At 72.3% G+C, this 14175-nt stretch carries 5 protein-coding genes; 2 read left to right on the forward strand and 3 right to left on the reverse strand.

The features are described from left to right. Positions 1-10: 10 nt before the first annotated feature. Both AC4BEG_RS31510 and AC4BEG_RS31515 read right to left on the reverse strand, forming a co-directional pair. Complete coding sequence (locus tag AC4BEG_RS31510) at positions 11-1537, reverse strand: (2,3-dihydroxybenzoyl)adenylate synthase (RefSeq protein WP_490707268.1); 1527 nt, start codon at positions 1535-1537, stop codon at positions 11-13. Beyond that, positions 1444-2814 carry a cytochrome P450 gene (locus tag AC4BEG_RS31515; protein WP_490703060.1) on the reverse strand — a complete coding sequence of 457 codons (1371 nt, stop codon included), beginning with the start codon at positions 2812-2814 and terminating at the stop codon, positions 1444-1446. Before AC4BEG_RS31515 ends, AC4BEG_RS31510 begins: the two co-directional genes overlap by 94 nt. A 158-nt stretch (positions 2815-2972) precedes the next feature. On the opposite strand from AC4BEG_RS31515, the gene AC4BEG_RS31520 reads away from it, so the two are divergent. Beyond that, on the forward strand, positions 2973-3719 hold the full coding sequence (locus AC4BEG_RS31520; RefSeq protein ID WP_490703061.1) for a thioesterase II family protein: 747 nt from the start codon (positions 2973-2975) through the stop codon (positions 3717-3719). 70 nt (positions 3720-3789) lie between these two features. Here AC4BEG_RS31520 and AC4BEG_RS31525 read toward each other — a convergent pair whose 3' ends face one another. Then, positions 3790-6168: an ATP-binding cassette domain-containing protein gene (locus AC4BEG_RS31525; protein WP_490703062.1), complete on the reverse strand. Its 2379-nt coding sequence runs from the start codon at positions 6166-6168 to the stop codon at positions 3790-3792. 242 nt (positions 6169-6410) lie between these two features. On the opposite strand from AC4BEG_RS31525, the gene AC4BEG_RS31530 reads away from it, so the two are divergent. Continuing rightward, positions 6411-14168, forward strand: coding sequence for an amino acid adenylation domain-containing protein (locus tag AC4BEG_RS31530; protein WP_490703063.1), 7758 nt, complete (start codon positions 6411-6413; stop codon positions 14166-14168). The last annotated feature ends 7 nt before the right edge of the window (positions 14169-14175 follow it).

Genomic DNA, 14175 nt, shown 5'->3' on the forward strand with positions numbered 1-14175 from the left:
CTCGGACAGGTCACCTCGCGGGTGGTGTGGCGAGCGACAGCAGGGCCTTCTTGTCGACCTTGCCCATCGGGGAGCGAGGCAGCTCGTCGAGCCGCACCATCCGGTCGGGGATCTTGTACGTGGCCAGCCCGCACCCCCGGAGGAACTCCTTCATGGCGGCCGCCCGGAAGCCGTCCCCGGCGACCACCACGAACGCGTACGTCCGCTCGCCCAGGGAGGCGTCCGGCACGCCGATGACCGCGGCGTCCCGCACTTCCGGGTGGGTGCACAGCTGGCGTTCCACCTCCAGGGCGGACACCTTCTCGCCGCCGCGGTTGATGATCTCCTTGACCCGCCCGACCACGACGATGTTGCCGTCGGCCGAGCGCCGCACCAGGTCGCCGGTGCGGAAGAACCCGTCGGGTGTGAACGAGCGCGCGTTCTCCTCGGGAGCCCGGAAGTATCCGCGGATCGTGTACGGGCCCCGGGTCAGCAGCTCCCCGGTCTCGCCGTCGGGCACCACCGCCCCGGACGTGTCGACGACGCGCACCTCGTCCTCCGGGCACATGGGCCGCCCGTCGGTGCCCGTCTTCACCTCGTCCGGGTCGTCGGACCTGGTGTGCGTCAGCAGCCCCTCGCTGATGCCGTACCAGCGCATCACCTCGCGGCCCAGCGCCTTGCCCGCCCGCTGTGCGAGCGCCGGGTCCAGCGGGGCGCTGCCGACCTGGAGCGTCAGCCCCGCCAGGTCGCCGGTGTCCCGGTCCGCGTCGGCCCACAGCCGCAGCACGGCGGGGACGACCGTCGTCAGGGTGACCCCCTCCCGGCGGACCAGCGGGAACACCGTGTCGGGCCGCACCGTCGAGGTCAGTACCGCCTTGCCGCCGAGCAGCAGCGCGCCCAGGATGCCGGGGCACCCCAACGCCGCGTTGTGCGCGGCCGGGTTGACGGCGAGATAGGTGAAGTCCCGGTCGGCGCCCACCGCCTCGGAGCAGGCCCGTACGACGAGGCCGTAGTCGTCATGGGTGCGGGGTATCAGCTTCGGCTGTCCGGTGGTGCCGCCCGACAGCAGGAACAGCGCGGGGGCGGTCGGGTCCACCGCGGGCAGGGCGATGTCGTCACCGCGCAGCGAGTCCAGGTCGGTGAACTCCTGGGCGTCACCGCTGACGAGCACCCGCGGGACCGACGGGATCTCCCGCGCCAGCTGCCGGTAGTCGAATCCGCCGAACTCGTCCCGCACGATGTAGGCCACGGCGCCGGAGTGCTCGCTCAGGTGGGCGATCTCCAGCGCGCGGTGCCCGGGGAGGGCCAGGACCGGGATCACCCCGGCGCGCAGCAGCGCGAAGAGCACGACGGGGAACGCGGGGACGTTGGGCAGTTGCACGACCACCCGGTCGAGCGGTTTCAGTCCCGCCCCGAGCAGTCCGCGCGCCAGCCGGTCGGCCCGCCGGGCCAGCTCCGCGTAGGTCAGCCGCTCCTCGTCGCAGACGACGGCCACGCGGTCGGCGTGCCGCTCGCAGGAGTCGAGCAGGAGGTCGCCGAGCGGCCGCCCCAGCCACAGTCCCCGTCGGCGGTAGCTCTCCGCGAGGTGGCCGGGCCAGGGGACGAATCCGTCAAGCATGATCGCGTTGCCTTTCGTAAGGAGCGCGGATGGAAGGTGACGGGCAGCCTGCTGTGGCCGTAGAGGAAGGTGGAGTAGATCCGGGACGGCTCCCCGCCAAGTTCGATCCTGTCCACATGCGTGACGAGACCGCGTACCAGCGCGCTCACCGAGGCCCGGCCCAGCGCCGCGCCGACGCAGAAGTGCGGCCCGTGGCCGAAGGTGAGGTGCTTGTTCGGGGCGCGGGACAGGTCGAGGTCACGCGGGGACGCGAAGACGGTTTCGTCGTTGTTGGCGGAGATGGTCCAGAGCGTCACGATGTCGCCCGCGCGCACCCGCTCGCCCCCCAGGGTGAAGTCGCACAGGGCCGTGCGCGCGAAGTGCATGCCCGGTGTCGCCCAGCGCAGAAGTTCCTCCACCGCGGTGTCCACGGAGATGCTCCCCTCGCGCAGCCCCCGCCACTGCTCGGGGTACTGCGTGAAGGCGAGGACCGAGCTGATCGCGGTCATCCGCGACGACTCGTCCCCTCCGAGGATCAGGCTGTAGCAGTTGAGCGCGATCTCCTCCGGCGTCAGCGGCCGGCCGTCGACCTCGGCTCCGGCGATCATGCTGATCACGTCGTCGCCAGGGTTCGCGCGGCGCTCGAAGGCCAGGTCCATCAGATAGAGCACGATTTCGTTGCGGGCCTCCAGCGCGTCCAGCTGCGCGCCGTCCGGGGCGTCGGACGCCAGCGCCGCCTTGCTCCACCCGAGCAGGCTCTTGCGGTCCTGTTCGGGAACGGACAGTAGATCGCAGATGGTGTTCATCGGGATGTGCTCGGCGACCTCCGCGGCGAAGTCGAACGATCCCAGCTCGGTGACCCTCTCGATGAGTTCCGCCGTGCGCTGCTCGACCCTGCGCACCACCCCGCCCAGCACCTGGGGGGAGAAGGCGCGCAGCATGATGCTGCGCAACTGCCGGTGCCGGGGGCGGTCGGTGACCGCGAGCATCTTCCCGCCCGCCGAGTCGCCGCCGTGCAGCAGCACGTCCAGGACGTTGCCGCGGGCGGAGCTCAGCCGTTTCCAGTCGTCGTGGCAGGACAGGACGTCCTCGTACCCGGCGACGACCCAGAAACCGGGGCGTCCCGAGGCGGCCGGGTGCCAGTGGACGGGCCGCTCCCGGCGCACCCGCCGCCAGAACGCGTGCGGGTCGTGCTCGACGAATGTGGCCGGGTCCGTGAGGTCGAGTGACAAACTCATCCGGACACTCCTTTCACTGGCACCGTGATAAATCGTCATGACCCGACCGCCCGGCGCCCCCCATGTCTTACCTAGTTCTTTCGTGAATCCCGTGATAGCGGCGGAAGCGGACACCATGGAACCGGTGAAAGCCGTGGGCTACCGAGAAAGGCGATGCGATGAGCCGGATGCGGGAACAGGGCTGGATTCGGTCACTGGCCACGGTCGAGGCGCCCGCCGTCCGGCTGGTGTGCTTCCCGCACTCCGGGGGCTCGGCGTCGGCGTTCGCCGACTGGGCCACCGCGCTGCCGCGCGAAGTGGAACTCGTGGCCGTCCAGTACCCCGGACGCGGTGACCGCTTCGTCGAGCAACTCGTCGACGACGTCGCCGAGATGGCCAGCCACGCCGTGGCCGAGCTGCTCCAGCTGCCCACCTGCGACGACGTGCTGTTCGGGCACAGCCTGGGTGCCCTGGTGGCCTACGAGTCCGCCCTGCTCCTGCGCGACATGGGCGAACAGCCGAGGATGCTGTGCGCCTCCGCCTGTCTTCCCCCGGGGCATATGAAGAACCGGGAGGTCCACGCCGCGCCCGACGACGAGTTCTGGGCGACCCTGTACGCGCTGGGCGGCATCGACCCCGGGATCGCCGAGAACGAGGAACTGCGCGAGCTGCTGCTGCCGACGCTGCGCTCGGACCTGCGGGCGCATGCGACCTACCGGCCCTGCTCCGGGACCAAACCGCTGTCCTGCCCGGTGAGTTGCTACCACGGCATCGGTGACCCGATGGTGGACGAAGCGCTGCTGGGGGAGTGGGCGGACGTCACCTCGGGCGAGTTCAGACTGCGGGTGCGGCCGGGCGGCCACTTCCACGTGGGCACCGACATCGCGGGTCTGGTGTCGGACGTCCTGGGGCGCGAAACGGCCTGAGAGGTCAGGGAAACGGTGAGCCGCCGCGGCCAACGGGCCCCGGCGGCACACCAGATGGGTCAGCTGGCGGTCAGCTGCCCACGTATTCCGCCAGATGCTCGCCCGTCAGCGTGGAGCGGGCGGCGACGAGGTCGGCCGGTGTCCCCTCGAAGACGATCCGGCCGCCGTCGTGGCCCGCGCCTGGCCCCAGATCGATGATCCAGTCGGCATGCGCCATGACGGCCTGGTGGTGCTCGATCACGATGACCGACGTGCCCGCGGACACCAGCCGGTCGAGCAGCGCGAGGAACTGCTCCACGTCGGCGAGGTGCATACCGGAGGTCGGCTCGTCCAGCACGAAGACGCTGCGGTCCTCATTCATGTGCGCCGCCAGCTTCAGCCGCTGCCGCTCGCCTCCGGACAGCGTGGTGAGCGGCTGGCCGAGCGGGAGGTAGCCGAGCCCGACGTCCACGAGCCGCCGCAGGGCGGTGTGCGCGGCGGGGGTGCGCGCCTCGCCCTGGCCGAAGAACTCCTCGGCCGCGGCCACCGACATCTCGAAGACGTCGCTGATGTTGCGGCCGCCGACGCGGTAGTCGAGGACCGACGGCTGGAACCGCTTGCCCTCGCACTCGTCGCAGGTGATGGCGACGCCCGCCATGATCGCCAGGTCGGTGTAGACGACTCCGGCGCCCTTGCACTGCGGGCACGCGCCCTCGGAGTTGGGGCTGAACAGGGCGGGCTTGACGCCGTTGGCCTTGGCGAAGGTCTTGCGGATCGACTCCAGCATCCCGGTGTAGGTGGCCGGATTGCTGCGCCGGGAGCCCTTGATGGGGCCCTGATCCACCAGCACGACTCCCTCCCGGTCGGCCACGGAGCCGCGGATGAGCGAGCTCTTGCCGGAACCGGCCACTCCGGTAAGTACGGTGAGCACGCCCAGCGGGATGTCGACATCGACGTTCCGTAGGTTGTGGTCGTTGGCGCCGCGCACCGCGAGCTTGCCCGTCGGGGTGCGCACCGTCGGCTTGAGACGGACACCGGCATCCAGATGCCGGCCGGTCAGCGTCCCGCTGGAGCGGAGCTCGTCGATGGTGCCTTCGAAGACCACCTGGCCGCCCTCGGTGCCGGCCTTCGGCCCCATGTCGACGACATGGTCGGCAATCATGATCATCTTCGGCTTGTGCTCCACCACCAGCACGGTGTTGCCCTTGTTGCGCAGCCGCCTGAGCAGGTTGTTCATCCGCTGGATGTCATGCGGGTGCAGACCGACGGTCGGCTCGTCGAAGACATACGTGACGTCGGTGAGCGCCGAGCTGAGATGGCGGACCATCTTGACACGCTGCGCCTCGCCGCCCGACAGCGTGCCGGTGGGCCGGTCCAGCGAGAGGTAGCCAAGACCGATGTCGTCGAAGGCGTCGAGGGCCTGACACAGGTTCGCCGCCAGGGTGACGATCGAGGGCTGGGCGATGTTCCTTACCCACGCGGACAGGTCGGTGATCTGCATCGCGCAGGCCTCGGCGATGTCGACCCCGTCGATCTTCGCCGACCGGGCCAGTTCGCTGAGCCGGCTGCCCTGACAGTCGGGGCAGGCGGTGAAGGTCACCGCCCGATCCACGAAGGCCCGGATATGCGGCTGAAGAGCCTCCTGGTCCTTGGCCAGAAATGTCTTCCGCACCCGGGCGAGCAGGCCCTCGTAGGTGGTGTTGACGCCCTTCACCTTGACCTTCACCGGGTCGCGGTGCAGGAAGTCGTGCATCTCCGTGGCGGTGTAGTCGCGGATCGGCTTGGCCGGGTCGAGGAAGCCGGACTGGATGAACGACTGCACCACCCAGCCGTCGGGCTTCCAGCCGGGGACCGTGATCGCGCCGTCGGCCAGCGATGTGTCGGCGTCGTACAGTTGGTCCGGATCGATGTCGGTGACCGTGCCGAACCCCTCGCAGCGCAGACACATGCCGCCGACGACGCTGACGCGCTTCTCGATGGCCTTGCCGCCCACCACCAGGGTGCCCGACGCGTCGGCCGACGCGACGTTGAAGGCGAACGCCTTCTGGGTGCCGATGTACGGCTTGGCGAGGCGGCTGAACAGGATCCGCAGCAGCGCGCCCGCGTCGGTGGCGGTGCCGACCGTGGAGCGGGGATGGCCGCTCAGCGGCTGCTGGTCGACGATGATCGCGGTGGTCAGCCCGTCCAGCATCTCGACCTCGGGCCGCGCCATGGACGGCATGAACCCCTGTACGAAGGCGCTGTAGGTCTCATTGATCAGCCGCTGCGACTCGGCGGCGATCGTATTGAAGACCAGCGAACTCTTGCCCGATCCGGAGACACCGGTGAACACCGTCAGACGGCGCTTGGGGATCTCCAGACTCACGTCCCGCAGGTTGTTCTCCCGCGCGCCGTGCACGCGGATCCGGTCGTGCTGATCGGCTAAGTCCTGTTCGGTCTGCTGAGTGTCGGCAGTCGTCCTCACGGTCATCCAATCCTCCACTTGCCGGACGAGGGTGTCTTGTTGTCGAACGAACCTGTCTTCGCTGCCGGGTCCGAAACAGACCCATAGCACCGTGTTGACCGGAAACTGCTGTCCGTACACAGGGTGGCAACTGTGTGTGTCTGGCCAACTTCTTTCACCTTGGTGGCCAACCCTGTGGGTTGCGTCACTATTGGGTGAGTTGAGTGCCCTGTGTTCTGGATACCACGTAGGCAGGGGGGGATGCCTGAATGGCATCGGCGACCGGCGTCACGGCCGCGCAGGAAGCAATGTGGCTCGCACAGAAGTTCGCCCCGGCCCAACCGAACAATGTGGTGACGCTGTGGAACGTCGACGGTGTCCTGGACGTCCCCCTCTTCACCACCGCGCTGCGCATGGTGATGGCGGAGACCGACCCTCTGTGGGTGAATTTCCGGCGGGGCGCTGACGGGCTCCGGGTGATCGCCCGTGACCCGGGGACGTGGGAACCGTTTCACCTCGACGTCCAAGACGCCCCCGACCCGGAGGACGCGGCCCGTGCCGCCGTCGCCTCGTTGACGAGCGAACCGTTCGACCTGGCGCGGGACGCGCTGCTGCGGGTCGGCTCCATCCGCTTGGGTCCGGCCCGTCACCTCGTGGTCCTGATCTTCCATCACATCCTCACCGACGCCTTCGGTGTGCTCATGCTGCTGTCCCGGCGGATCGCCGAGGTCTACCGGGCGCTGTACGAGAAGTCCGACGTCCCCGGACGCGTCGCGCGGCCGGCGGGCGACGCCGCCGCGGCGGACGCCGCGTACCGGACGTCGCGCCGGTTCGCCGACGCCGAGCGGTTCTGGCGCGACTACCTCGCCGGTGAACCGACCGCGGCGCGGCTCCCCACCGGCGTACGCCCCCCCGAGGGGGCATCCCCGAGTGAGCGCGGGCCCTGGGACTTTCTCACCGGGCCGCTGGGCATGACCACCCGCACCGCGACGGTTCCGGCCGCCGAACGCGCCTCATGGGAAGGCGCGGCGCAGCGGCTGAAAACGAGCGTGCCGGACCTGCTCTCCGCCGCGGCCGCGGCCTACCTCCAGCTCATGTGCGGCCCGTCCGCCCCCCTGCACACCATCACCGTCAACCACCGCACCGGTGCCGCGCGGCAGGCGCTCGGCCTGTACTCCAACCGGATCCCGATCCGGGCCGAGGCCGCCCCCGAAGCGAGCCTGGTGGAGCTGGCCGGGGCGCTCGGCCGGGAGCGCCGCGGTGTACTGCGGCACGCCCGGCACGAACTGGCCCTGATCAAGCGGGCCACCGGGCGCGCCGCCGAGGCGCGCAGCCCGTTCGGCACCATCGTCAACGTCTTCCCGTTCGTCGAGGCGCTCGACCTCGCGGGCAGCGTGGCGCGGTTCGCGGGCGGCACGTTCGGCCTGGTCGACGAGATCATGGTGTCGCTCTACACCGACGGCACCGCCGACAGCGATCTGTACGTCCGCTTCGACGCGCCCGCCGCGCACTACGGCGAGCGGGACCTCGCCGGTCTGGCCGACAGCTTCGTGCCGTTCCTCCGCGCCGCGCTCGCCGACCCCGCGCGGCGGGTCGCGGACATCAGCCCGCTCGGCGCCGCCGAACAACGCGCGCTGCTCGCCGCCTGCTCCGGCCCGGCGGTCGACGTCCCGGACGTCACGCTGACCGAACTGCTGGACCGGCAGGCCCGCGCCACCCCCGACGCGACCGCGGTCACCTTCGAGGACGCGGGCCTGACGTACCGGGAGCTGGCCGACCGGTCCGGCCGCCTCGCCCGCACGCTGATCGAGGCGGGCGCGGGCCCCGAGCGCTTCGTCGCGGTGGCCATCCCGCGCTCCCTGGACCTCGTCGTGGCGCTGCTCGCGGTGCTCAAGGCGGGTGCGGCCTACGTCCCGGTCGACCCGGAATACCCCGCCGCCCGCGTGGAGTTCATGCTCGCCGACGCGCGCCCCGCACTGCTCCTGGTGGCCGGGGAGAGCGCCGGGAAGCTGCCCGTCGGGGACGTCCCCGCCCTCGCCGTGGACGAGATCCCGCTGACCGGCGGGGCCACCGCGACAGCACCCCACCGCCCCGATCACCCGGCGTACATGATCTACACATCCGGGTCGACCGGGCGGCCCAAGGGCACGGTCATCACACACGCCGCGATCGTCAACCGACTGCTGTGGATGCAGGACCACTTCCGGCTGGACGGCACCGACCGGGTGCTCCAGAAGACCTCGGCCTCCTTCGACGTATCGGTCTGGGAGTTCTTCTGGCCGCTGATCACCGGCGCCACCCTGGTGATGGCCCGGCCGGACGGCCACCGCGACCCCGCCTACCTCGCCGAGGTGATCGAGCGGGCCCGGGTCACCACACTGCACTTCGTCCCGTCCATGCTCGCCGAGTTCACCGCCGAGGAGACCGCGGCCCGCTGCACCGGTCTGCGCCGGGTCGTATGCAGCGGCGAGGCGCTGCCCCCCGACGTCGCCGCGCGGTTCGACCGGCTCTTCGGCGTGCCCCTGCACAACCTGTACGGGCCGACCGAGGCGGCGGTGGACGTCACCGCGTGGCGGTGCCGGCCGGAGGCCGCCACCATCCCGATCGGCACCCCGATCCAGAACACCACGCTGCTCGTGCTCGACAGCGGGCTCCGGCTGGTCCCCCGCGGCGTCCGCGGCGAGCTGTACATCGTGGGTGCCGGGCTCGCGCGGGGCTACCTCGGCCGCTCGGCCCTCACCGCGGAGCGGTTCGTCGCGTGCCCGTTCGGATCCGCCGGGCAGCGCATGTACCGGACCGGCGACCTGGCGCGCTGGAACGCCGACGGCGACCTCGAGTTCGCCGGACGCGCCGACCACCAGGTGAAGATCCGTGGCTTCCGGGTCGAGCCCGCGGAGGTGGAGGCGGTGCTCGCCGCCCACCCCGGGGTGGCCGGCGCCGCGGTCGTCGCCCGGGAGAGCCGCGGCGCCGACGGAGCCGCCCAACTGGTCGCGTACGTCGTGCCCAAGACTGTCGTCGGCACCGGCCGGCAGGCCACGGACTGGGACTTCCACGCCGGTCTCGACATCGCCGAGTTACGCGCCTTCACCGCCGCCCGGCTGCCGAACCACCTGGTCCCCGCCGCCTTCGAGATCCTGGACCGGCTGCCGCTGAGCGCCAACGGCAAGCTGGACCGCGGCGCGCTGCCCGAACCGGAGTTCGCCGCCCGCGCCTACCGGCCGCCCCGCACCGACGAGGAGCGGCTGCTGGCGGACGCCTTCGCCCAGGTGCTCGGGGTGAGCCGGGTCGGGGCGGACGACGACTTCCTCGCCCTCGGCGGCGACAGCATCCGGGCCATCCAGGTGGTGGCCCGCGCGCGGGCGGGCGGCCTCGCCTTCACCCCGCGCACCGTGTTCGAGTGCCGCACCGTCGCCGCGCTGGCCGTCGCCGCGACGCGCGACACCGCGGCGCCGGCGCTCGCCGAACTCGACGGCGGCGGCCTCGGCCTGGTGCCGCTGCCGCCGATGGCGCGGCTGATCGCCGAACGCGGCCCAGGACTCGACCGGCTCGCCCAGTGGCTGGTCCTCGAACTGCCCGCCGGGGTGGACCGCGACGGCCTCGCCGCGACGGTCGGCGCCGTCCTCGACCGGCACGACGTGCTGCGCTCGCGCCTCGTCGACGACGGCCTGCTGGTGCTGCCGCCCGGCGCGGTGGACCCCGCCGTACTGATCACCCGGGTCGGCTGTCCGGGCCACTGGGACGCCCCCTCCTGGCGTCAGCTGCTGCGCACCGAGGCCGACGCGGCGCTGCGCGCCATCGACGCCCGGACGGGCCGCATGCTCCGGCTCGTGTGGTTCGACCCCGAGGCGGGCGGCCCCGGGCGGCTGCTGATCGCCGCGCACCACCTCGTGGTCGACGGCATGTCATGGCGGGTGCTGCTCCCCGACCTCGCCACGGCATGGCGGCACATACGGGCGGGCACGGCACCGGAGCTGCCGCCGGTCGGCACCTCGCTGCGGCGCTGGCTGCGGGCCCTGTCCGAGGAGGCGGCGCGACCGGCCCGGACGGCGGAACTGCCGCGGTGGCGCGACCTGCTCGCCGGTCCCGTCCCGCCGGTCGGCTCCCGCCCGCTGGACCCCAAGGCCGACCTCATGTCCACCACGGACACCCTGCGCGTCGAACTCCCCGCTGACCTCACCGACGCCGTGCTCACCTCGGTGCCCGCCGCGTTCCGCTCCGGCGTCGACGATGTGCTGCTCACCGCCCTCGTCCTGGCGGTGGCCCGGCACCGGCGCGGCGCACCCGAGGGCCCCACGGTCGTCCGGCTCGAAGGCCACGGACGGCAGGAGGACCTCGTCCCCGGCGCGGACCTCTCCCGCACCGTCGGCTGGTTCACCGGCGTCCACCCCGTCCGGTTCGACCTCTCCGGGATCGACGTCGACGAGGCGATCGCCGGGGGAGCGGCGGCGGGCGAAGCCCTCAGGCGCGTGAAGGAACAGCGCCACGCCGTGCCGGGCGACGGCAACGGCTACACCCTGCTGCGCCACCTCAACGACGAGACCGCGGCGGCCCTGCGCCCCCACCCGGCCGACGAGATCGGCTTCAACTTCCTCGGGCACTTCTCCTTCGACGCCCCCCGGTCCGGGCACCACGACGGGTGGACCACGGCGCCGGAGCACCCCGAACTCGTCGCCGCCCCCGATTCCGGCATGCCCGCGCTCAGCGCCCTGGACCTGGGCGCCCTGGTGACCCGGGCCGACGACGGGCCGCGCCTCACCGCCCTGTTCACCTTCGCCACCGGAGTGCTCGGCGCCGACGAGGTCCGCGCACTGGCCGCCGACTGGCGCGCCGCCCTCACCGGACTGCGGACGCGGGCCGCCGAGGGCGCGACCGGGCTCAACCCCAGCGACGTACCGCTGGTGACCGTAGGCCAGGCCGAACTGGACGCCTGGCAGCGGCGCTTCGGTCGGATCGACGACGTGTGGCCGCTGACCCCGCTCCAGGCCGGTCTGCTGTTCCACACGATGCTCGCGGACCCCACGATCGCCGCCTACCAGACGCAGTTCGTCTTCCGGCTCAGCGGTCCGGTCGACCCGGACCGGCTGCGCTCGGCGGGCCAGGCACTGCTGGAGCGCCATCCCAACCTGCGCGTGGCCTTCGTGTCGACCGCGGCCGGCGAGTCCGTACAGGTGGTGGTGGAGGACGTACCGCTGCCCTGGGGGCACGTCGACCTCACCGGTGAGCCCGACGCGGAAGAGCGCCTGGAACGGATCATCACCGACGAGCGCGACGCCCCGTTCAGCGCCGACGCGCCACCGCTGCTCCGCTTCACCCTCGTCACCCGGGGACCGGACCTGGCCGACCTCGTCCTCACCGCCCACCATGTGCTGTTCGACGGCTGGTCGGTCCCGCTGATCGAGCGGGAACTGATACGGCTGTACGCGGCACACGGCGGCGCCCCGGAGCCGCCGCCCGCGCACGGCTACCGGGACTTCCTGCGCTGGCTGTCACGGCAGGACGCGGCCCGGTCGGCCGAGGCGTGGAGCGCGGAACTGGCCGGGGTCGCGGAGCCGACCCTCCTCGCGCCCGGCCCGCGCTCGGACCGCACCGGCAGCGGGCAGGTCGTCGCGGCGCTGTCCGGCGAGGAGGCCGCCGCGCTCGCCCGCAGGGCCACCGGCCTCGGCGTCACCATCAACGCCCTGGTGCAGGGCGCGTGGTCGATCGTGCTGGCCGGTCTGACCGGCCGCGATGATGTGCTCTTCGGCGTCACCGTGTCCGGCAGGCCCTCGGAACTCCCGGGAGCCGACGGGGTGATCGGCCTCTTCATCAACACGGTGCCCGTCCGTGCCACCTGCGCACCGGGCGAGGACCTCGGGCGCATGCTGGGCCGACTCCAGGACGCCCAGGCCGGGCTGGTGGAACACCACCACCTCGGGTTGGCCGACATCCAGCGGTCGACCGGGCTGAGCGCGCTGTTCGACACCCTCATGGTCTTCGAGTCGTTCCCCGTCGACCGGGCGGGCCTGTCCGCCGCGGCACCGGGTCTCGGCGTGACCGGTGTGCGCCCCTACGCCCCGCCGCACTATCCGCTGACCGTCATCGCTGCGGCCGACCCCCTGCTGCGGCTGTCCTTCCAGTACCAGCGCGACGCCTTCGACCACACCGAGGTGGAGGCCATCGCCGGTCGGCTGACCCAGGTGCTGCGGCAGATCGCCGCCGACCCGCACACCACCGTCGGCGCCCTCGACGTGCTCACCGCGGACGAGCGGGACCAGGTGCTGCACCGCTGGAACGACACCGCGGCCGAGGTCCCCCGGGAGACCGTGACCGCCCTGTTCGCCCGGCAGGTGGCGGCGGCACCGGACGCGGTGGCGGTCGAGCACGACGGCCACACCCTCACCTACCGCGAACTGGACGAGCGGGCCAACCGCCTGGCGCACTGGCTGATCGGACAGGGCGTGCGGCCGGAGGCCCGGGTCGTGGTGCTGCTGCCCCGCTCGGCCGACCTGGTGGTCGCGCTGCTCGCGGTGGGGAAGGCCGGCGGTGCGTATGTGCCGGTGGACCCCGACTACCCGGCCGCCCGGGTGCGTTCCGTGGTTGAGGACAGCGGCCCGGTGCTGGTGCTCGACGCACAGCGGCTGGCCGGGGCGGACCTGTCCGGCTGCCCCGCCGACGCGCCGCGGACACCGGTCACCGCGCGGCACGCCGCCTACACCATCTACACCTCCGGCTCCACCGGCAGGCCCAAGGGCGTGGTCGTCGAACAGGGCGCGCTGGTCAACCTGCTCACCGGCATGCGGGACCGGTTCGCGCTCACCCCTCGCGACCGGGTCCTCGCGGTCGCCACCGTCGCGTTCGACATCGCCGCGCTGGAGCTGTTCCTGCCGCTGCTGACCGGGGCGCGGGTCGTGCTGGCGGGCAAGGACGACGTCCTCCAGCCCCCCGCGCTGCTCGACCTCGTCGACCGGGCGGGCGTCACCCTGGTGCAGGCCACCCCGGCGCTCTGGCAGCAGCTGATCGCCCACGACCCGGCCCGGCTGGCCGGACTCCGCGTGATCAGCACCGGCGAGGCCCTGCCGCGTGCCCTGGCCGAGGAGCTGCGCGGCCACGCCGCCGAGGCCACCAACCTGTACGGCCCCACCGAAGCGACCATCTACGCCACCGCCGCCCGCCTCGGCCCCGGCTCCTCGGGCCTGCCCCCGTCCATCGGCGTACCCGTGGCCAACTACCGGATCCTGGTCCTGGACCATGGCCTGCGCCCGGTGCCGCCGGGGGTGACCGGCGACCTCTGGATCGCCGGAGACGGCCTGGCCCGCGGCTACTTCGGCCGGTCGGCGCAGACCGCCGAGCGGTTCGTGGCGAACCCGTACGGCCCCGCGGGGTCCCGGATGTACCGCAGCGGGGACCTCGCCCGCTGGACCGGCAGCGGCGAGGTCGAGTACCTGGGCCGCTCCGACCACCAGGTCAAACTGCGGGGGTTCCGCATCGAACCCGCCGAGATCGAAGCCACACTGGCCGGCCACGACACCATCCGCCAGGCCACCGTCGTCCTCAGGGAGGACCAGCCCGGCGAGCGGCGGCTGGTGGCGTACGTGGTGCCGGAGAGCGGCGCCGAGGCGCCGCCCGCCGAGCGGCTGCGGACGCTGGTGGGCGAGCGGCTGCCCGCCTACATGGTGCCCGCGGCCGTCGTCGTGCTGACGGAATTCCCGCTCACCCCCAATGGCAAGCTGGACCGCTCGGCGCTGCCCGCGCCGGAGTTCGCGGGAGTCGCCTACCGCGCCCCGCGGTCCGGGCGAGAAGCGACGCTGTGCCGGTTGTTCGGCGAGGTGCTCGGTGCCGAACGCGTCGGGATGGACGACGACTTCTTCGCCCTGGGCGGGCATTCCCTGCTGGCCACCCGGCTGGTGGCGCGGGTGCGCGCGGAACTGGGCGTGGAGATCCCGATCCGCGCGCTGTTCACCTCACGGACCCCCGCCGAGCTGTCCGATCACTGGAACGAGATGTCGGCCCCTGCCCGCACGCAGTTGCGCAGAATGATCGAAAGGTGAACGCGAA

The organism is Streptomyces sp. JLBJ103, from assembly GCF_058215575.1.